Annotated in this window: 18 protein-coding genes and 1 riboswitch; of the genes, 13 read left to right on the top strand and 5 right to left on the bottom strand. The window is 62.8% G+C overall.

The window, feature by feature from the left end; genetic code table 11:
- Window positions 1–21 precede the first annotated feature (21 nt).
- Complete coding sequence (locus tag ACN0SD_RS04705) at window positions 22–1,173, top strand: TauD/TfdA family dioxygenase (protein ID WP_417807065.1); 1,152 nt, start codon at window positions 22–24, stop codon at window positions 1,171–1,173.
- A gap of 83 nt (window positions 1,174–1,256) precedes the next feature.
- Here ACN0SD_RS04705 and ACN0SD_RS04700 read toward each other — a convergent pair whose 3' ends face one another.
- The 3 genes from ACN0SD_RS04700 to ACN0SD_RS04690 are packed head-to-tail and all read right to left on the bottom strand — an operon-like array spanning window position 1,257 to window position 5,553.
- Window positions 1,257–2,699, bottom strand: a complete 1,443-nt coding sequence (locus ACN0SD_RS04700) for an aldehyde dehydrogenase family protein (protein WP_417807064.1) — start codon at window positions 2,697–2,699, stop codon at window positions 1,257–1,259.
- Window positions 2,700–2,711: 12 nt separating this feature from the next.
- The gene (locus ACN0SD_RS04695) at window positions 2,712–3,920 is read right to left on the bottom strand and encodes a mandelate racemase/muconate lactonizing enzyme family protein (protein ID WP_417807063.1); all 1,209 of its coding nucleotides are present in this window, start codon (window positions 3,918–3,920) and stop codon (window positions 2,712–2,714) included.
- A gap of 28 nt (window positions 3,921–3,948) precedes the next feature.
- Window positions 3,949–5,553 (bottom strand): GMC family oxidoreductase, encoded by a 1,605-nt coding sequence (locus ACN0SD_RS04690; protein WP_417807062.1) that lies wholly within the window; start codon window positions 5,551–5,553, stop codon window positions 3,949–3,951.
- 155 nt (window positions 5,554–5,708) lie between these two features.
- Between ACN0SD_RS04690 and ACN0SD_RS04685 the strand changes: the two genes are divergently transcribed.
- The 5 genes from ACN0SD_RS04685 (at window position 5,709) to ACN0SD_RS04665 (ending at window position 9,610) form a co-directional block, all read left to right on the top strand.
- The gene (locus ACN0SD_RS04685; protein WP_417807061.1) at window positions 5,709–6,587 is read left to right on the top strand and encodes a LysR substrate-binding domain-containing protein; all 879 of its coding nucleotides are present in this window, start codon (window positions 5,709–5,711) and stop codon (window positions 6,585–6,587) included.
- A 99-nt stretch (window positions 6,588–6,686) separates the two neighbouring features.
- Entirely contained in the window at window positions 6,687–7,010 is a 324-nt protein-coding gene (locus ACN0SD_RS04680) for an ArsR/SmtB family transcription factor (protein WP_417807060.1), read from the top strand.
- The gene (arsB, locus tag ACN0SD_RS04675) at window positions 7,007–8,026 is read left to right on the top strand and encodes an ACR3 family arsenite efflux transporter (protein ID WP_417807059.1); all 1,020 of its coding nucleotides are present in this window, start codon (window positions 7,007–7,009) and stop codon (window positions 8,024–8,026) included. Before ACN0SD_RS04680 ends, arsB begins: the two co-directional genes overlap by 4 nt.
- A 268-nt stretch (window positions 8,027–8,294) precedes the next feature.
- Window positions 8,295–9,260 carry a DnaJ C-terminal domain-containing protein gene (locus ACN0SD_RS04670; RefSeq protein WP_417807058.1) on the top strand — a complete coding sequence of 322 codons (966 nt, stop codon included), beginning with the start codon at window positions 8,295–8,297 and terminating at the stop codon, window positions 9,258–9,260.
- Window positions 9,257–9,610 carry a hypothetical protein gene (locus tag ACN0SD_RS04665; protein ID WP_417807057.1) on the top strand — a complete coding sequence of 118 codons (354 nt, stop codon included), beginning with the start codon at window positions 9,257–9,259 and terminating at the stop codon, window positions 9,608–9,610. The genes ACN0SD_RS04670 and ACN0SD_RS04665 overlap by 4 nt, the downstream gene beginning before the upstream one ends.
- A gap of 19 nt (window positions 9,611–9,629) precedes the next feature.
- Here ACN0SD_RS04665 and ACN0SD_RS04660 read toward each other — a convergent pair whose 3' ends face one another.
- On the bottom strand, window positions 9,630–10,193 hold the full coding sequence (locus ACN0SD_RS04660; RefSeq protein WP_417807056.1) for a cytochrome b: 564 nt from the start codon (window positions 10,191–10,193) through the stop codon (window positions 9,630–9,632).
- 128 nt (window positions 10,194–10,321) lie between these two features.
- Here ACN0SD_RS04660 and ACN0SD_RS04655 point away from each other — a divergent pair, with 128 nt between their 5' ends.
- The 7 genes from ACN0SD_RS04655 (at window position 10,322) to ACN0SD_RS04625 (ending at window position 18,076) form a co-directional block, all read left to right on the top strand.
- On the top strand, window positions 10,322–11,095 hold the full coding sequence (locus ACN0SD_RS04655) for a CDP-alcohol phosphatidyltransferase family protein (protein ID WP_417807055.1): 774 nt from the start codon (window positions 10,322–10,324) through the stop codon (window positions 11,093–11,095).
- Window positions 11,092–12,705 carry a sulfatase-like hydrolase/transferase gene (locus tag ACN0SD_RS04650; RefSeq protein ID WP_417807054.1) on the top strand — a complete coding sequence of 538 codons (1,614 nt, stop codon included), beginning with the start codon at window positions 11,092–11,094 and terminating at the stop codon, window positions 12,703–12,705. The genes ACN0SD_RS04655 and ACN0SD_RS04650 overlap by 4 nt, the downstream gene beginning before the upstream one ends.
- On the top strand, window positions 12,702–13,562 hold the full coding sequence (locus tag ACN0SD_RS04645; protein ID WP_417807053.1) for a lysylphosphatidylglycerol synthase transmembrane domain-containing protein: 861 nt from the start codon (window positions 12,702–12,704) through the stop codon (window positions 13,560–13,562). Before ACN0SD_RS04650 ends, ACN0SD_RS04645 begins: the two co-directional genes overlap by 4 nt.
- Before the next feature lie 63 nt (window positions 13,563–13,625).
- Window positions 13,626–14,618, top strand: coding sequence for an ABC transporter substrate-binding protein (locus ACN0SD_RS04640; protein WP_417807052.1), 993 nt, complete (start codon window positions 13,626–13,628; stop codon window positions 14,616–14,618).
- A complete protein-coding gene (locus ACN0SD_RS04635) occupies window positions 14,515–15,390 on the top strand; it encodes an ABC transporter ATP-binding protein (protein WP_417807051.1) in 876 nt (291 codons plus the stop codon). The genes ACN0SD_RS04640 and ACN0SD_RS04635 overlap by 104 nt, the downstream gene beginning before the upstream one ends.
- A gap of 7 nt (window positions 15,391–15,397) precedes the next feature.
- Window positions 15,398–16,981 carry an ABC transporter permease gene (locus ACN0SD_RS04630; RefSeq protein ID WP_417807050.1) on the top strand — a complete coding sequence of 528 codons (1,584 nt, stop codon included), beginning with the start codon at window positions 15,398–15,400 and terminating at the stop codon, window positions 16,979–16,981.
- 21 nt (window positions 16,982–17,002) lie between these two features.
- Window positions 17,003–18,076: a glycosyltransferase family 4 protein gene (locus ACN0SD_RS04625; RefSeq protein ID WP_417807049.1), complete on the top strand. Its 1,074-nt coding sequence runs from the start codon at window positions 17,003–17,005 to the stop codon at window positions 18,074–18,076.
- Here the strand turns inward: ACN0SD_RS04625 and ACN0SD_RS04620 are convergent, their stop codons facing one another.
- Complete coding sequence (locus tag ACN0SD_RS04620) at window positions 18,077–18,541, bottom strand: 6,7-dimethyl-8-ribityllumazine synthase (RefSeq protein ID WP_417807048.1); 465 nt, start codon at window positions 18,539–18,541, stop codon at window positions 18,077–18,079.
- 66 nt (window positions 18,542–18,607) lie between these two features.
- Window positions 18,608–18,736: riboswitch (FMN riboswitch) on the bottom strand.
- Window positions 18,737–18,748: the final 12 nt, after the last annotated feature.

Genomic DNA, 18,748 nt, shown 5'->3' with positions numbered 1-18,748 from the left:
TGGAAAAAGGATGGAACTGCGATGACGGACATACCCCTTAATCTGCGCGAGCATGGCATGATGATCGGCCTGCCCGATGGTGAAGCTTATTTCAACTATTACTGGCTGCGCGATGCCTGCATCTCTTGCATCGACCCGCAAACGCGCGAGCGGGTATTTGACGCCTCGGAACTGGCCAAACCGCCGCGCGCCAGTTCGGCGATGATCGATGGCGATATGCTGGTGATCGCGTGGCACGATGAGGCGCAGGCCTCGCGCGTGCCGATGTCGCTGTTGGCGCAAGTCGCGCGCGATGGCCGCGCCCCCGACCCTGCCGCGCTGCCGCGCAAGCTGTGGTATAGCAATCACCTGCCCGCGATTGCGCGCGTTGACCAAAGTGCCGTGCTAGAGACCGAGGCAGGCCTTGCGCGCCTGACCCGCGCGCTGATTGAGGACGGCATTGCCGTTGTGACCGGCATGGATAAAACGAGCGAAGCCCTGCCCCGACTGGTCAATTCCATTGGCTCGGTCACGCCATCTGCCGAAGGGCTGTTTTTCGATGTGCGCGTTGAAGTCGAGCCGACCAACCTTGCCTTTACCGCTGGTCCGCTGGAAATGCACACCGACCTGCCCGGCGAGGAAAACGCGCCCGGCGTGCAGTTTTTGCACTGCCTTGAGAACACGGTCGAGGGCGGGTTTTCGCTGTTTCTCGATGGCGCGGCAGTGGCCGAGGCGTTGCGCAGCGAAGACCCCGACGCGTTCGAACTGCTCGCCACGCATGATATCCCGTTTTTCTATCGTCACAACAACTGGGATTACCGCGCCCATCAGCGCGTGATCGAAACTGATCCGGAGGGCAGTGTCACAGGCGTCACGATTTCGCAGCATTTACAAGACACTATCGACCTGCCCCAAGAGTTTCTGGACAGCTACTACCCCGCGTTCATCAAATTCATCCGCATGATGCGCCAAGAGCGGTTCCTGCTGCGGTTCCGCTCTGAGGCGGGGAATTGCGTGGTGTTTGACAACCACCGGATCGTGCATGGCCGCGAGGGTTATGTCGCCGAAAGCGGCAGTCGCCACCTGCGCGGCTGCTACACGGATCGCGGCGCGTTGCGCTCAACCTATCGGGTGCTGGCGGGCAAGGGGTTTGACGGGAGTGCGGAGGTTCCCGAGCGGCAAGTTAGCGCCTGAGGCCATCAGTTATGTCCTTAGTGAAACAGCAAAAAACGGCGCGATATCCTCGCGCCGTATTCCATTTTACAAAGGCGTTACCTTCAGGTCGTGAAAGGCGGGCGGACCTTGATTTCAAGGTAATCCTCCAGCCCCAAGCGCCCCCCTTCGCGCCCGTTGCCCGACTGCTTGAACCCGCCAAACGGTGATCCGTAATCTGCATCGCGCCCGTTGATATGAATGCCGCCCGCGCGCAGACGCCGCGCGACCCGCGTGGCGCGCTCGGCGCTGCCGGTCTGGATATAGGCGGCAAGGCCATAATCCGTGTCATTGGCCATCGCGATGCCCTCGGCCTCGGTATCAAAGGGCGTGATCACCAGCACCGGGCCAAAGATTTCCTCGCGCCAGATCGCCATATCCGGCGTGACATCGCAAAACACCGTCGGGCGCACGAACCAGCCGGTTTGTAGCGCTTCAGCCAAGCCCTCGGGACGGCCCAAACCGCCCGCCAGCAGCCGCGCGCCGCCCTCGATGCCCTTGGCGATCATGCCTTGCACGCGCTCGTATTGGATGGCATCAAACAACGGCCCGATGTGATCGCCCTCATTTGTAGGATCACCCACCGCCTGCGCCTCGGCGGCGACGCGCGCGATTTCCAACGCACTCTCGTAAGCGGGCCGCTCTACCAGCATTCGCGTGGGTGCGTCACATGACTGCCCGGTGTTGTAAAAACAGGCCGCGACGCCCTCGCGCACACGAGTTTCCAAGTCGCAATCGGCAAAGACCAGATTGGGCGATTTACCCCCCAATTCCAGTGTCACACGTTTGATCGTGGGGGCGGCATCACATGACACCGCACTGCCTGCGCGGGTCGATCCGGTAAAGGACATCATCGCCACATCCGGGTGACGCGAAAGTGCCGCCCCCACCGTCGGGCCATCGCCTTGCACAAGGTTGAACACGCCCGCCGGATAGCCCGCCTCATGCACGATCTCGGCGTAGATTTGCGCAGAGAGGGGCGTGTGTTCCGAGGGCTTCAAAACGCAGGTCGCGCCCGTCGCAAGCGCTGGCACCACCTTCAGCGCGATCTGGTTGATCGGCCAGTTCCACGGCGTGATCAAGCCACACACGCCAATCGGTTCTCGGCTGAGGATATCGCCATTGGTCAGGGTTTCTTCCTCCTCCAGCGCCTCAAGTGCAGCGATGAACCCCTCAAGGTGGCCAATCCCGGCATCGGCCTGCACCTCGCGCGCCATCGTGGCGGGCGCGCCCATTTCCGCCGTGATCGCGTGGGCCAAGTCGTTGATGCGGGCACGCGTGACCTTGGCAAGCGCGCGCAGCAGCGACAGCCGCTCAGACTTTGACGTCATGGAATAGGTTTCAAACGCGGTTTTCGCCGCAGCAACTGCACGATCCACATCAGCCGCGTTGCCTAGCGTCAGCTCGCCGATTTGGGCGTTGGTCGAGGGCGTTCGGATCGCCATTTTCGCCGTGGAATTGGGCACAACCCACGCCCCGTCGATGTAAAATCTGTCAATCGTAATCATGTCTGTTTTCCCCTACGGCGTCACATGGCTCTGGGCCATGTCCAGATGCAATGCGTCACTGCGATAGGCCATTTTCGCGACCGCTTCGTCGTCAATCTCGATTCCCAAACCGGGCTTGGTCGAGGGCAGGATATAGCCGTCTTCCCACTCGATTTCCCCCTTCACGCCTTGCATATAGGGGCCATCAAACGTGCCGATGCTTTCAAGGATCAGAAAGTTGGGCGAGCAGGCCGCGATCTGGATATTGGCCGCCGCCACAATCGGGCCGCAATACAGATGCGGCGCAATCTGGACCTGACGGGTTTCCGCCATTCCGGCGATCTTCTTGGCCTCCAGCAGGCCACCGACCCGCCCCAGGTTCATCTGCAAGATCGAGGCCGCGCCGGTTTCGATCAGGCGGGCAAACTCGTACTTGGTGCACAGCCGCTCGCCTGCCGCGATGGGGATTGAGGTAAACGCTGCCACTTGCGCCATATCGGCGGGGCTGTCGGGCGGCACCGGTTCTTCGAACCACAGCGGATCAAAGGGCTCAAGCGCGCGCGCCAGACGTTTCGCACCCGAGACGGTGAACTGCCCATGCGTGCCAAACAGCAGATCTGCGCGATCGCCAAAAGCGGCGCGGATCTCGCGGCAAAACGCGACCGAGCGGGTGATATCCTCGCGCCGGGGCTGGTGGCCGTCAAAGATGGTGAACGGTCCGGCGGGGTCGAATTTCAACGCCGTGAACCCCTGTTCAACCATGCCCAGCGCGACCTCGGCCGCCAGTGACGCATCATTGTAAACATTGGGCGTTTCGGGGTCGGGATAGACATCACCGCTGGCAGGATAGACATAGGAATAGCTGCGCAGCCGGTCATGCACGCGCCCGCCCAGCAGCGCGTGAACCGGCTTGTCCGCCGCTTTGCCCAGAATATCCCAACACGCCATTTCCAGCCCGCTGAACGTGCCCATCACGCTGACATCAGGACGCTGCGTAAAGCCCGCGCCATAAACCTTGCGAAACAGCAATTCCAACTGGCCGGGGTCTGCGCCCTCAAAGTGGCGCGCAAACATATCGCGCGCCATCGCGCAGCACACGTCAGGCCCGAATGTGGCGTTGTAAATCTCGCCCACTCCGGTAATCCCGCACGCGGTCGTCAGGCGCACAAAGATGAAATAGCGCCCGCCGTGGCGCGGCGGCGGATTTGCGATGACAAAGGTTTCGAGTTTTTCAAGGCGCATGTCGGCCCTTTCGTGGTGTAAAATTCAATCAGCCCGCGTCCTGCAAGATCATGTCGGCCGCGCGCATCGCCAGCATCATCGTCGGGGCATTGGTGTTGCCTGACGTAATGTTGGGAAAAGCCGAGGCATCCACAACCCGCAATCCGGCCACGCCATGAACTTGCAGCCGCGCATTCAGCACGGAATCCTGCGCCGTCTGCCCCATCCGGCAGGTGCAGCTTGGGTGATAGACGGTCGAGGCGCGGGTGCGGAAATCATCTAGCAAGGCGGCGTTGTCCATCGTGTTAAGTGCGGCACATTTCGGCCCCAAGGTGACCGCCTGCAATTCGGGCGTTTGTGACAGCGCGCGAATGGCACGGCTGGCGCGCAGGGCCGCTTGGCGGTCGGCCTCGGTTGCAAGCGAATTGGGCTGGATCGCGGGCGGTTCGCGGTAATCGGCTGAGCGGATCTGCACGGACCCGCGACTGGTTGGCCGACAGGTTTGGCCCGATAGCAAATAGCCCGCCGCGCGATCGAGAACGACCTTGCCTGCTGGCGTGATCTCGTAAGACGCGGGGTTGCAAAACAACTGCATATCGGGCGCGCTGGCGTCGGGGCTTGATCGCACAAATCCCCCGACCTGATTGACCGGCACCGCCAGCGGACCGCGCCGCGTCAGACCATAGCGAAGCCCGGCGCGCAAACGCCCCATTCGCCGCCCCAGAATGGTGTTGAGCGTATCGGTGTTGGCGCGAAACTGATGGGTGATCGCAAGGTGATCCTGCAAGCCCTGACCGACATGGGGCAGATCGTGGCGCGGCGTAATCCCGTGCGATTGCAACAGCGCCGCCGGCCCTACCCCTGACAGTTGCAGCAGTTGCGGCGTGTTGATCGCGCCCGCGCTCAGGATAACCTCATTATGGGCACTGACGCGGTGGGTCTGGCCCTGGCGCGTGTAGCTTAGGCCCGAGACCTTCGCGCCGATGAAATCCAAGCCGGTAACATGCGCGCGGCTCACGACCCGCAGATTGCGCCGCCGCATCGCGGGGCGCAAAAACGCATCCGCCGCCGACCAGCGTCGACCCTTGCGCACAGTGCTGCGATAACAGCCCAAGCCCTCGGCACCCTCAGCGTTCAGGTCATCCACCACTCCATAGCCCGCTTGCCCCGCCGCCGCCAAAAACCGGCGCGAAAACGGATGCATCTGATTGGATAAATCCTGCACCCAAATCGGGCCACCCTGCCCTGCATCGCGCGGACCTGTCTCCATCGCGTCATAAGTGGTGCGCACCGCGTTCCAGTGCCAGCCGTCGGCCCCCGCCCTGGCCCAATCGTCGAAATCACCGGGCTGGCCGCGCATATAGGCCATCGCGTTGATCGAGCTACAGCCCCCGATCACCCGCCCGCGCGGCCAATAGATCGACCGTCCGGCCAAGCCCGCGTCGGCATCCGTATGATAGCCCCAGTTCAGCGCCGGGTTGGCAAAGTTGATCGCATAGCCCACCGGAATCTTGACCCACAGACGCGCATCACTGCCCCCCGCCTCAAGCAGCAAAACGCGGAAGCGCCCGTTGCGCGTCAGGCGATCTGCCAGCACACATCCCGCCGAACCCGCGCCCACGATAACATAGTCGTATTCCTGAACCGGTTTCACGCCGCGCCCCGATATTGTCTTTGCCCTCCCAATGAGGCAGCAAGTGAGCCAGAGTGCAAACAACGGTATTGAGTGCTCACACCTCATATGTTTTTGAGCAGCTCGCATGGTCCGGGCATCGGCAAGGGCTTTGGCAGAAAAGAAGGCGAGGCTTCATGCGCAGATTGCCCCATGTCACTTGGCTCCGCGCCTTCGAGGCCGCAGCGCGTCACAGCTCGTTCAGCTCGGCGGCAGATGAGCTGCATCTGACCCCGGCAGCCGTCAGCCAGCAAATCCGCCTGCTGGAGCAGCATCTGGATATCCAGTTGTTCAAACGCCTCGCCAAGGGGGTCGAGTTGACCGATCTCGGGCAGGCCTACGCGCAACCGATCCGCAAATCGTTCCTTGAGATGCAAACGGCCACGGACGGGCTGTTCAGCGATAAGCGCAAATCGACGATCCGCGTGCGCTCGTCGATTTCGTTTGCGGCGTTGATCCTAGCCCCGCGCCTAAGCGCCTTTCGCCTTCAGCACCCCGAGGTCGAGATTGAACTGACCACGACGGTTTGGGCGGACCGGATGAGCGATGCCAGCATTGACCTTGATATCCGCTACGGCGAGGGAAACTGGCCCGAACACAATATCCATCGCCTTCAAATTGATCCCGCGACTGTCATCTGCCACCCCGACTATGCGCCAAGTTTGACCGGCCCCCCTGCCGAGGCGCTAAGCACTGCCGATATCGTGCAGATCGTGGGGTCGGAAACCGATTGGGACCGGATGCTAAAGCAATGCGGGTTTGAGGGTGCGCGCCCCGCGCATTGGATTAAAGCGGATTCGTCTTTGATCGCGCTGCAAATTCTGGGCGGCGGGCATGGCTGTGCGATCATCAGCGGGAGTTTCGCAAAGGAGGCACTGGACGCGGGTCGTCTGGTCGCGCCGTTTGCGCTGGAAATTCCGATGGCGCAAAGCTTTTTCGTAGTCGAGCGTGACGATCTGGGCGGGCGAACCGATGTCCGCGCCTTCATTGACTGGATCTGCGCGCAAGATTTGTGACGCGGCGCGCTTGCAGTTTTGCGTTTTAACAGGACCGAAAAGTGATTGCGCATCCTGCATTTATCGCCTATCGACGATAAGCGAAACAAAGGACAACCGGTGCACGAAAACGACGACACAATCGCCGACCTGGCCAAGGCGCTTGCCCATCCGATGCGCCTGCGCATTTTGCGGCTGTTACAGGCGACGCCCGGCTGCATCGGCGGTGATATTGTGGGCGCTGTCGGGCTGGCGCAATCGACGGTATCTGAGCATCTGCGCATCCTGAAAGCGGCAAGCGTCATCACCGGAGAAATCTCTGGCCCGCGCATCTGCTATGCGCTCAACCCTGCAGCCCTTGACCCGCTTGCCCGCTTTATCGGCGCGCTCACCCCGCCAGATGGCGATGCCTGCTGCGTACCAAATGACGAGGAACCGACATGAGCCTGTTTGAACGTTGGTTGACCCTTTGGGTCGCGCTGTGCATCTTGGCGGGGCTGATCTTGGGCAACCTGCTGCCCGGTATCTTCGGCGCATTGGCGAGTTTCGAATATGCCTCGGTCAACTTCGTCGTGGCGGTGCTGATCTGGGCAATGGTCTATCCGATGATGATCGCGATTGATTTCACCTCGCTAAAAGCAGTCGGGCAGCGCCCAAAAGGCCTGATCATCACGCTGGTGGTCAACTGGCTTATCAAGCCGTTCACCATGGCCGCGCTGGCGGTGCTGTTCTTTGATCACCTCTTTGCGGGGCTGATCGCGCCAGATCGTGCGCCAGAATATATCGCAGGGCTGATCTTGCTGGGGGCCGCGCCCTGCACGGCGATGGTCTTTGTGTGGTCGCAACTCACCAAGGGCGATCCGAATTATACGCTGGTGCAGGTATCAGTGAACGATTTGATCATGGTGGTGGCATTCGCGCCCATCGTGGCATTTTTGCTCGGCGTCACCGATATTTCGGTGCCTTGGCAGACGCTGATTTTGTCGGTCGTGCTGTATATTGTCATTCCGCTGATCGCGGGGGCGCTGACGCGGCAGGCGCTGCTTGCGCGCGGCGGTGTAGCGGCCGTTGATACCTTCACGGCGCAAATCAAGCCAATCTCGGTGCTGGGGTTGCTGGCCACCGTGGTGCTGCTGTTTGGCTTTCAGGGTCCGGTGATCCTTGCCCAACCGCTGCTGATTGCGCTGATCGCGGTGCCGATTGTGATCCAGTCCTATAGCATCTTCGCGCTTGGCTATGCTTGGGCTTGGGCATGGAAGTTGCCTCATAAAGTCGCCGCCCCCTGCGCACTGATCGGCACGTCGAATTTCTTTGAGCTGGCGGTGGCGGTGGCCATCGGGCTGTTCGGGCTGAACTCGGGCGCGGCCCTCGCAACCGTGGTCGGCGTGCTGGTCGAGGTGCCCGTGATGCTTAGCCTTGTCGCCATCGCCAACCGCACCCGTGCGCGTTTCCCCGCGTGAGGGTCGCGCGCGCGAACATCCCCCCCCACAGACCTGTGCATTTCTGCGCTTGACGGCGCGTGTTTACAGGCGTGAAACTGGCGTCGAAGCGCGGCGCGCGTCCCCATCATGTGGGGACGATCCCAAATTGTCTGCGCAGCTTAGGCCAAGGCACGGGCTTGCATCGCCTGCCCCCTTGGCGTCGTTCAGTAAGGAGCCCTCCCATGCGCCCTATTCATCCCCATCATCCTGTCAGACAGCGCCACCGCGCGCTTGAGGGCAACCACTGATGGCACAAAACACATCCGACACCGCCACAAGCGCCGATCCCTATGAGACGCTTGGCGTCAAGAAAACTGCCACGCAGGCCGAGATCAAGAAAGCCTATCGCAAGCTGGTGCGCACCAGTCACCCCGATATAAACCCCGATGATGCGGGCGCAGAGGCGCGCTTTGTCAAAGTCTCAGCCGCCTATGACCTGCTCAAAGATCCCGAGACACGGGCGCGCTTTGATGCGGGTGAGATCGACGCCTCAGGGCAGGAAAAACCGCAGCGGCAGTATTATCGCGACTACGCGGACGCCCAACGTTCAAGCCGTGACAGCGCCGGATTTGATAGCGCAGGTTTCGAGGGCATGGACCCGCAAGATATTTTTGCCGAGATGTTTCGCCAACGCGGCGGCGGCGGTCAACAAACCCACGGATTTTCGGCGCGCGGGCGCGATCTGGGCTACACGCTGGAAGTGCCATTTCTGGATGCGGCGCGCGGTGGCTCGGCCCATATCACCCTGCCGGGCGAGGGCCAGATTGATCTGAAAATCCCCGCCGGATTGCGCGACGGGCAAACCCTGCGTCTGCGCGGTAAGGGCGGCGAGGGTCTGGGCGGTGGCCCGCGCGGCGATGCGCAGGTCAAGATCCATGTCCAGCCTCACCCGCTGTTTCGCCGTGACGATGACACCATCCTTCTGACGCTGCCGATCACGCTGGCCGAGGCGGTTCTGGGTGCCAAGGTGACGGTGCCCACGATCCACGGCGATGTGGCGCTTTCGATCCCGAAAGGATCGAGCAGTGGCCGCGTTTTACGCCTGCGCGGGCGCGGTGTTGAACGCAAGGGCAAAGCGGGCGACCAGCTTGTAGAGCTGCGCATCGTGCTGCCCAAAACCATCGACGACAAACTGACGGCCTGCATTGAGGAATGGGCAAAAACCAACAGCGACGACCCGCGTGAAGCGATGCTGAAAGGAGTGCCGAGATGACGCAAGTGTTCACCGTAACCGAGACAATTTCGCAAATCACCCGGCTCACGGAAATTCGCCTGAGCGCCTATATCGAGGCCGAGGCCGTCACCCCCGCCCAAGGTGCCGATGGCCCGCTATTTGATCGCGCCGATCTGGCGCGGCTGGATCTGCTGTGCGAGTTGGATGATCTTTATGATGTGGGGCCTGATGGGCTGGCGGTGCTGATCTCGGTTCTGGATCAGTTGCACAGCGCACGGGCCGATCGCCAAGCCCTACTTGATGCGATCAGCACCGAACCCCCCGAGGTGCGCGCCCGGATCGCTGCGGCATTGGTTGCGGCGGGGAGCGTGCCAGAGGACGAGACTTAGGCGGGTCGATTTGCCCAGCCTACTTCGCGCGATGGCGCGGCCACATCCGCGCCATCACCCCGTCACGCAGCCAAAACGCGTGATATAATGCCGCACCGATATGAAGCGCAATCAGCGCGACAAGGGCAATTCGGGTGAATGCGTGGGTCGCCTGCGCGGCCTTTTCCAGCCCCTCATGGCGGCCCACAAGATGGGGAACCCCAAGCGCATCGAGCCCCTCAATCGGATAGCCCCCCGCGATCACGCGCACATACCCCGAGCCAACCATGACAAAGATCAGCGCGTATAGCAGGATATGCGTCAGCCCCGCTATCTTGGCCTGAAGCGGCGGCACCGAGGCAGGCAGCGGCGGCGGCGGATGGATCAGGCGATAGCCCAGCCGCAGCGCCATCAAGGCGCCAATCACAACGCCGCCATTCTTATGCAGCAAGAACAGCCCGTCTTGCAGGTCGCGCGACAGCCCTTTGATGGTCATGATCTGACCCGCGGGGATGGTCGCCAACACCAGCGCCGCGATCAGCCAATGCAAAACCCGCGCCGTTGGACGATAGGAGGGTGCGGTAGTGATATCCTTGGCTCGCATATTTTTGACCCTTCCGCGTCTTATCGCGCCTCCGGGCGTGACAAAATGCTGCATGCAAAAAAACGTGAACCAAATTCTACGAGATCACGTTTACTTGACAACAGACAAGGCGCAATACCTATCCTCGCATGAACACACCCATCATCACCCCCGACCGCGTAAAGCGACTTAAGCAGACAGAGGCCGTCTTGTCCTCTGGTGCGAGCGCGCGCTTGGTGTGGCTTGCGCTGCCGCTTGGCGCACTGAGCGCCGCGCTGGCGACGCATCTTGCACCGGGCGGGGCATTTGTGTCTGTGGGGCTGTTTGCGCTGCTCGCCATTTCGATCGCCTATCTGATGCGCACGCATTATCCCCATGCGCGCCTTGGTCCTGCCAACGCGGTAACGCTGGTGCGGGCCGCCTTGGTCTGCGCGCTTGTGGCACCGCTGGCGGCTGAGGTACTTGCCCCCGCGCCGATCCCGTCCGAGGCCCGCTGGCTTGTCGCAGGGATCGCAACGCTTGCGCTGGCGCTTGATGGTCTGGATGGCTGGCTGGCACGGCTCAGCGGCCTTTCATCGAGCTTTGGCGCGCGCTTTGACATGGAGGTCGACGCCGCTCTTGGCCTGATCCTGGCACTGTCAGTCGTGGTTTCGGGCACGGTTGGAGTCTGGGTGCTGGCGCTTGGGGCGATGCGTTACGCCTATGTTCTGGCAGGCTTTTCCCTGCCATGGCTCAACGCCCCGCTGCCCGAACGATTTCGGCGCAAACTGGTGTGTGTGGTACAGATCGGGACGCTGATCGTGCTGACGCTACCGGGATTGGGCGCGCTGCCTGCAACGCTGATCGCAGCCGGAGCTACGCTTGCGCTGGCTGGGTCCTTCGCCGCCGATATTATCTGGCTCGCGCGGAGACGCGCCGCATGAGCGCCGCGCGCCGCACCGCCTGCCTGATCGCGGCGGCGGTGATCTTAGATCTCGTGCTGGTCATGCCAAATCAAGCCAAGGGTCTGGTTGTAGGGGCGGTTTTGCGCCTGCCGCTGGAACTGCCCGTGATCTTGCTGTTGCTCGCCGCCCTGCCGCGCGGCGTGGCGATCAGCAAGGCCGTTCGAGCCGTTCTTGTAGCGGCGCTCGTCGCGATAATCGCGCTGAAACTGGCCGATATCGGCACGTATATCGCGTTTGCCCGCCCCTTCAACCCGGCCGTCGACCTGTTCATGATCGAGGCCGGCACGCGTCTGGGCATCAGCACAATCGGCCTTCCCCTTGTGATCCTCGCAGCATTGGGCGGCGCGCTTGCCTTGGCGGCGCTGGTCTTGGCCCTGTGGTGGGCCAGCGGGCAATGGCTGGGGCTGGCGCGCGGGCGCATCGCACGGCCCCTGACTGCGGTGGCAGCAGGTCTGGGCGTGCTGGCGGTTGGTGCGCAAATCAGCAACACGCTGCCCCTGCCGTTGCGCGCCACCACAAGCTATCTCGCCCAAGCGCATTGGCGCAGCTACATCCAAACGCGCGCCGACCTGAAACGCTTTCGCGCTGCTGCCGCCAGCGATCCTTTCGCCCGGTCGGCGGGGCTGTTTGACCGCCTTGAGGGGCGCGATGTGCTGATCGTGTTTATCGAAAGCTATGGGCGTTCCAGCTTTGACACCCCGCTTTACGCGCCCACCCATGTCGCAACGCTCAAAGACGCCGAGCCGAAACTGGCAGCGGCGGGGCTGGCGATGCGCTCGGGCTGGCTGACCTCGCCCACGGCGGGCGGGCAAAGCTGGCTGGCCCATTCGACCTTGGAATCCGGTCTGACGATTTCCGATCAAACCCGCTATCGCGCGCTGCTAGCCAGCCCGCGCCGCACGCTGTTTCACCTTGCCGCAGCCGCCGGCTTGCGCACCGCTGCTGTGATGCCGGGCATCACGCTTAGCTGGCCAGAAGGCCCGGTGCAGGGGTTTCAAACCATCCTTGCCGCGGCGGATCTGGGCTATCAGGGCCAGCCGTTTAATTTCGTCACCATGCCCGATCAATACACGCTATCTGCCTTTGATCGGATGATCGCGCGCGGGCCAGATGCGGGGCCGCTATTTGCGCAGATCGTGCTGCTGTCCTCGCATGCGCCTTGGGTGCCGGTGCCCGAAATGATTGCTTGGGATGAGGTTGGCGATGGGCGCATCTTTGACCGCTGGGCATTGTCGGGCGACCCGCCCAAGGTAGTGTGGCGCGACCGCGACCGGGTGCGCGATCAATACCGCCAAGCGATTGATTATTCCTTGCAGGCGATCTTGTCTTACGCCGAACGCCACTCTGACAATCCTCCGTTAATGGTGGTGCTGGGCGATCATCAGGCGGCCCCTTTCGTGGCCCAGAACGATAGCCGCGACGTGCCCGTGCACCTGATCGGCCCGCCTGATCTGATCGCGGATTTCGACGCTTGGGGCTGGACTCCAGGGCTGGTGCCCGATGCGCAAACCCCGGTCTGGCCGATGCGCGATTTCCGCGACCGCTTTATCAATGCGCTCTCCAGTTTGCCAATCAAGGTGGCGCAATGATCGGGCTTACCCTGCGGCTAGGGGCTGCGCTGGTGCTGCTGGCGCTGGTGTGGCATTTCGCCAATGGGCGCGCCGCGATTGAGCGACTAGCCCAAGCCGATTGGCGTTGGTTGGCGGCTGCGGTGCTGGCGGTGAATCTGCAAACGATGCTGTCGGCGCTGCGCTGGCGACTGACTGCCGCAGCGCTGGGGCAGCGGATCGAGCGGGGACATGCCATTGGCGAGTATTACCTCGCCCAACTGATGAACCAGACGCTCCCCGGAGGCGTGCTGGGCGATGCCAGCCGCGCGGTGCGCGCGCGTCACTCGGCAGATCTGTTGCGCTCTGGCCAAGCCGTGGTGATTGAACGATTAGCGGGGCAAATCGCGCTGGCTGCGGTGTTGCTGCCTGCGCTGGTGGTAACGGGGCACGGGCTTTGGGCGCTCGGGGGTTTAGCGGTTGTGGCTATGGGCGTCAGCGTAGCGGGCGCGCTGCCAAAGCTACGCGCGCTCACGAAACCGCTGTACCAGGCGCTATTGGCCAGCGCTGTGCGCAACCGCCAGATTGCGCTGGGGCTTTCCATTGTGGCCTGCAATCTCGCAAGCTTTGCCTTTTGCGCCTATGCCGTTGGCGCGACTCTACCGCTCTCGGCCATTGTGACGCTGGTGCCGCTGATCCTGTCTGCAATGCTGGTGCCGCTGAGCATTGCGGGTTGGGGCTGGCGCGAGGGGGCGGCGGCGGCACTGTTTCCGCTGGCTGGCGCCACCCCCGAGGCCGGGCTGGCCGCAAGTGCCGCCTTTGGGGCGATCCTGCTGATCTCGGCCCTACCGGGGCTGGCATGGCTGGCACGAGGACAAGAAATCACGGGAACGCGATAAGGCCGCGCGGCGTTGTAGCCTGAAGTCTGCGCTATATATCGAGACGGAAGAACGAGGATCGACATGACAAGTAAAAGAGTTTCACGGCGCGGATTTCTGGCGACAGGTGCGGGCGCAGGGCTGGCGGCCTCATTGGGCGTGCGTCCGGCATTTGCGGCCAGCGATGTGGCGTTTCAACTGTCATGGCTGCCCTCGGTGCAGTTCGCAGGCAGCTATATCGCGAAATCGCGCGGCTATTGGCGCGATTTGGGGCTAAGCGTGTCGCTCAATCCCGGCGGCCCGAACGCCCCAGTTGAGCCGCCCGTCGTCGCAGGCAACGCGCTGATGGGAATTTCAGCGGCCGATTACACCGCCGCCGCCGTCGCCCAAGGCGCGCCCTTTCGTATCATCGCCGTCGCGATGCAGAAAAACCCCTTCGTGATTGCCTCGCTGCCCGACAAGCCGGTCAACGAGCCCAAGGATTTAGAGGGGCGCAAACTTGGTATGGCGCTGGCCAATACGCCGGTGTTGAAGGCGCTGTGCAGCCTCAACGATGTCAATTTCGACGCGATCGAGATCGTGCCGACGCAATATGATGCCGCCCCCTTGCTGGCGGGTCAGGTCGATTGCCTGCTGTGCTGGGAGACCGATTTACCCGTCGCGATGATGATGCGCGGGCTGAAACCTGTCACGATGCTGATGGCCGATTACGGATACGCGGTGCACTCCCAGACCTATATCGCGACTGAAGACAGCATCGCCAATCGCCGCACCGATCTGATCGCGCTGCTGCGCGGTGAAATCCACGGCTGGAACGATTATCAGACCGATCCTGATGCCGCCGCCGCGTTGACGGTAAAAATGTTCCCCGACGCGGGCCTTGATCTGGAAACCCAAAAGCTGCAAGCCGCGCGCCAACTGCCCTTGATGTTCACCGACGCAACCGAGTCAAACGGGTTTGGCTGGTTTAGCGATGACAGTATTGCGGCCAATATCAATACCTTGGCGCTTCTGGGTCAAGATGTTAGCCCCGACCTATGGGACCGCTCGCTGCTTGAAGAAATCCATGCAAGCTGACGTCCCGCCTCCGATCTTGTGTCGCGATCTGTCGCGCAGCTTCGGTCAGGGAGGCGCGCGGGTCGACGCCCTTGACCCCGTGGATTTGCATTTTGCGGCAGGGGAAACCACCGCGATTGTCGGCCCTTCGGGCTGTGGCAAATCCACGCTTTTGCGCCTGATCGCGGGGCTGGATACGCCCAGCACTGGCTCGGTTCGGATAGGGGATGAGACGCCGCTGCAGATGCGCCAGCGCGCAGCACTTTCGGTCGCGTTTCAAGATGCCGCCTTGCTGCCGTGGCGTTCGGTACGGGGCAATATTGCGCTGGCGCGTAAGCTGGCGCGACTGCCCCCTGATCCTGCCAGCGTGGACCGGCTGATCGCGCTGGTGGGCTTGGCCGGGTTTGAAGACCGCCGCCCCGCCGATCTGTCGGGTGGGATGCGCCAACGCGCCGCGATTGCGCGCTGCCTTATCAGCGATCCGCGCGTTTTGCTGCTGGATGAACCTTTCGGCGCGGTGGATGAGTTGACCCGCGCGCGCCTCAATCATGAATTGCCCGCGCTCTGGCAAGGGCGCGGCGTGACGACGTTACTAGTGACGCATTCGGTCTCCGAGGCCGTAATGCTGTCGGATCGCGTCATCGTGCTGTCGCCGCGCCCTGCGCGCGTCGTCGCCGATATCGCGATCGGGCTAAAACGCCCGCGCGCCTCGGGCGACGCGACCGATGCGCTGATCGCAACTGTGACCAAGGCGCTTGCCCAAAGCGCCCCACCGCGCCCACAAGTCGCGTGAGGGCGCAATGACCATCGCCTTACAACAGTTGCGCCGACGTGGCGCGGATCGGTTCTATCCGGTGCTCAGCGCACTTGTTGCCCTGCTCGTGTGGGAACTGCTGGCGCGCGTCTTTGCCCATACCTACCTGATCGCCGGTCCGCTTGAGATCAGCCGCTATCTTTGGGATCATGCCGGGCTGGTTGCGCGCGCCGCCGGCATCACCACCCTTGCCGCTGCACTGGGCTTTGTGCTGGGCAATGCGGTGGCGATTGCGCTAGCGGTGGCGGCAGTGTTGTTGCCCTCACTGGCGCGGCTGATCTCGGCGCTAGCGCTGGTGGTGTTTTGTCTGCCGCTGGTGGCGACTGGCCCGATCCTGCGCGTGATCTGGGGGCCGGGTCTGGGGCCGCAAATTACGCTGGCCGCTTTGGCCGTTTATTACACCACATTTCTGCCGCTGATGGTAGGGCTGCGCGCGGCCCCGCCAAGCTGGTTTGATCTGGTGCGCAGCTACGGGCGCGGGCGACTGAGCGCGCTGATTGAGGTGCGCGCGATGGCCTCGCTGCCCTATCTGTTTGCAGGGTTGCAAATCGCGGCGCCTGCGGCGTTTCTTGGTGCGATGTTCGGCGAGTTCACCGGGGCCGAGCGCGGCATGGGCGTGCTCACGATCCGCGCGATGCGGTCTTTGGATGTCGCGGGAACATGGGCGCTGGCGAGTACGGCGGCGGCGATTTCGATGCTGGCTTACGCGGGGCTGGGGCGGTTGAGCCGCGCGCTGAACACCGGCCCGCCGCCGCTGATCCTTGCGCCGCTTCTTGAAGATGGGCGGCGCGCAGGATGGCGCGTGTTGCTGCATCCGTTTCTTGTCGCGCTGGTCCTGCTTGCGATCTGGTGGCTGTCGATGGAGGGCGCCGCCCTCAGCCCGTTTTTCGCCAAACGCCCCGCTGATGTCTGGGCCTTTCTGATCACCGCCCCCGAAGCCGCCGCCCATCGCGCGACGCTTGGTTCGGCGTTGTTAGAGACGCTGGTCTTGGCACTGCCCGGCTACCTTTTGGGATTGATGCTGGGGTTGGGGCTGGCCATCGCGCTGGTGCTTGCACCGAGGCTGGCGCGAGGCGTGATGCCGGCGGCCGTGGCCCTGCGCACGATCCCGATCGTGATCACCGCGCCTCTGATTGTCGTCGCCCTTGGGCGCGGCGCGACAGGCACAATCACCATCGTTGCCTTGATGATCTTTTTCCCCAGTCTTGTCGCATGTTATCAAGGCCTTGCGCGCACACCTCGTCAGGTGCTTGACCTGTTTGACAGTTATGCCGCCAGCCCATTGCGGCGGATGGCCAGTGCGCAATTCCCTGCGATGCTGCCTGCCTTTTTCGCCGCCGCGCGCATGGCCGTGCCCGCCGCAATTTTGGCCGCGACCACCGCAGAATGGCTGGCGACGGGGCGCGGAATTGGCGGGCTGATGGCACTGACGGCCTCGACCTCGGGCTATGGGATGCTCTGGAGCGCGGTCGTTGTGCTAGCGGTGGTCGCCGTGGCTGGCTATGTCGTGGTGGCACAGATCGAGCGCGCAGTTTTGCGCATTTATGGCGCGGAACAACTCACACGCTAGTCGCACCAACCGGAGGCAAAAATGACCCCTGCCGCCTTTGCCATTCCCGGCGATATCGCGCAACTGACGGGCGGCTTTTTATACGAGCGTCAGCTTTTGGAGGCGCTGCAAGCCACTGGGCGTGTGGTGCAGCATCTGCAACTGCCCGCCGGGTTTCCCGATGCCAGCGCGCAGGAAACGGCAAAGGCAGCCGCGATTTTGGCCGCCGTGCCTGCCGATACGCCAGTGATAATAGACGGGTTAGTTTTCGGCGCGATCGACCCCGCCGCGCTGCGGGCGATGCGCGCGCCGATCATAGCGATGCTGCACCATCCGTTGGGGCTGGAAACGGGCCTTTCGCCCGCGCGCGCCCGTCATCTGCTGGCACGCGAGGCCGAGAACCTCACCCTCGCCGCCCATGTCGTCGTGCCCAGCCCGCACACGGCGCAGATCCTGCAAACCGAGTTCGGTGTGGCCCCCTCGCGCATTACCATCGCGCTGCCGGGGTTCTCGCGCCCTGCCCCGATCACGCGCGCGCCGCTGCACCCGCCGCTGATCTTGTCGGTCGGGCTGCTGGCCGCGCGCAAGGGGCATGACGTGCTGCTGGATGCGCTGGCGCAAATCAGCGATCTGGACTGGCAAGCCGAGATCGTGGGCAAGGCGCATGACCCCAAAATTGCCGCTGCGTTATACGCGCAACGCGACTCGCTTGGGCTGGTGGATCGGGTGCGGTTTTGCGGGGTTGAGTCGCGCGAAGATTTGGAAGCCCGCTATCGCGCGGCATATGTTTTCGCGCTAGCCACGCGCTATGAGGGCTATGGGATGGTCTTCGGCGAGGCGATGCTGCATGGCCTGCCGATTATCACCTGCCGCACGGGTGCTGTCCCAGACACAGTCCCCGAGGGCGCAGGTCTACTAGTGCCAACGGACGCCCCCGAGGCCTTTGCCCAAGTGCTGCGAAGTCTACTGAGTAACCCGGCCCAACACCGCGCAATGTCAGCCGCATCCGCCGCTGCCGGCGCGCGTTTACCCACATGGGACAACACCGCCGCCGTGATGGGGGGCGTGTTGGATGCGGTGGGCGCCGAACGCAAAGATCGACGCCCAAGCTCTTGATCAGGCAGCCGAAACGGCGGGCAGAGTGACTGTCTTGATTTGGCACACCTGCAACGCCGCCTGTGCCGCCTCGCGCCCCTTTTCCACAAAATGCGCATGGAAAAACGCGTGATGTTGACCCGTAGCTTGATAGTGATGCGGCGTGAGCGAGACCGACAGCACCGGCACCTCTGTTTTCAACTGCACCTCCATGAGCCCAGTCACCACCGCTTGGGCGACAAATTCATGGCGGTAGATGCCGCCGTCCACCACCAGCGCTGCCGCGATAATCGCGTCATATCGACCCGAGCGCGCCGGAGTTTGCGCCAGCAGCGGCATTTCAAACGCACCGGGCACGTCGAAGACATCAACCTCTGCACTTAGCGCCGTCGCGGCCAAGGTTTCGTTAAATCCGACCAGCGACTGATCGACAATATCACCATGCCAACCGGCCTTGATGAACGCGAATTTTGGCGATTTTGTCATAGCTCTAGATCCTTTCAACATGACAAGATCCCAGAGCGTGAGAAACGCCCGGCCAAGGCCGTTCGCTCTCGTTCTCTACCATCCGGACTATACCGTCGGCCCCGGAGTTCCACCGGATCTGCTGACCCATCCACCGGATGGCGCTCGCGGGCTATGACCGCCGGTCGGGAATTGCACCCCGCCCTGAGAACGCCTTTGCGATAGCCA

Source organism: Thioclava sp., assembly GCF_048263065.1.
GTDB lineage: Bacteria > Pseudomonadota > Alphaproteobacteria > Rhodobacterales > Rhodobacteraceae > Thioclava.
The sequence above is the reverse complement of the archived record's forward strand: the minus strand, read 5'-3'. Positions and strand labels throughout refer to the sequence as shown.

What these genes read in the sequence shown, in the direction of transcription:
- ACN0SD_RS04705 (WP_417807065.1), top strand. Translation starts at nt 22, where the DNA reads ATGACGGACATACCCCTTAATCTGCGCGAGCATGGCATGATGATCGGC.
- ACN0SD_RS04700 (WP_417807064.1), bottom strand. Translation starts at nt 2,699, where the DNA reads ATGATTACGATTGACAGATTTTACATCGACGGGGCGTGGGTTGTGCCC.
- ACN0SD_RS04695 (WP_417807063.1), bottom strand. Translation starts at nt 3,920, where the DNA reads ATGCGCCTTGAAAAACTCGAAACCTTTGTCATCGCAAATCCGCCGCCG.
- ACN0SD_RS04685 (WP_417807061.1), top strand. Translation starts at nt 5,709, where the DNA reads ATGCGCAGATTGCCCCATGTCACTTGGCTCCGCGCCTTCGAGGCCGCA.
- arsB (WP_417807059.1), top strand. Translation starts at nt 7,007, where the DNA reads ATGAGCCTGTTTGAACGTTGGTTGACCCTTTGGGTCGCGCTGTGCATC.
- ACN0SD_RS04670 (WP_417807058.1), top strand. Translation starts at nt 8,295, where the DNA reads ATGGCACAAAACACATCCGACACCGCCACAAGCGCCGATCCCTATGAG.
- ACN0SD_RS04665 (WP_417807057.1), top strand. Translation starts at nt 9,257, where the DNA reads ATGACGCAAGTGTTCACCGTAACCGAGACAATTTCGCAAATCACCCGG.
- ACN0SD_RS04660 (WP_417807056.1), bottom strand. Translation starts at nt 10,193, where the DNA reads ATGCGAGCCAAGGATATCACTACCGCACCCTCCTATCGTCCAACGGCG.
- ACN0SD_RS04655 (WP_417807055.1), top strand. Translation starts at nt 10,322, where the DNA reads ATGAACACACCCATCATCACCCCCGACCGCGTAAAGCGACTTAAGCAG.
- ACN0SD_RS04650 (WP_417807054.1), top strand. Translation starts at nt 11,092, where the DNA reads ATGAGCGCCGCGCGCCGCACCGCCTGCCTGATCGCGGCGGCGGTGATC.
- ACN0SD_RS04645 (WP_417807053.1), top strand. Translation starts at nt 12,702, where the DNA reads ATGATCGGGCTTACCCTGCGGCTAGGGGCTGCGCTGGTGCTGCTGGCG.
- ACN0SD_RS04640 (WP_417807052.1), top strand. Translation starts at nt 13,626, where the DNA reads ATGACAAGTAAAAGAGTTTCACGGCGCGGATTTCTGGCGACAGGTGCG.
- ACN0SD_RS04635 (WP_417807051.1), top strand. Translation starts at nt 14,515, where the DNA reads ATGACAGTATTGCGGCCAATATCAATACCTTGGCGCTTCTGGGTCAAG.
- ACN0SD_RS04630 (WP_417807050.1), top strand. Translation starts at nt 15,398, where the DNA reads ATGACCATCGCCTTACAACAGTTGCGCCGACGTGGCGCGGATCGGTTC.
- ACN0SD_RS04625 (WP_417807049.1), top strand. Translation starts at nt 17,003, where the DNA reads ATGACCCCTGCCGCCTTTGCCATTCCCGGCGATATCGCGCAACTGACG.
- ACN0SD_RS04620 (WP_417807048.1), bottom strand. Translation starts at nt 18,541, where the DNA reads ATGACAAAATCGCCAAAATTCGCGTTCATCAAGGCCGGTTGGCATGGT.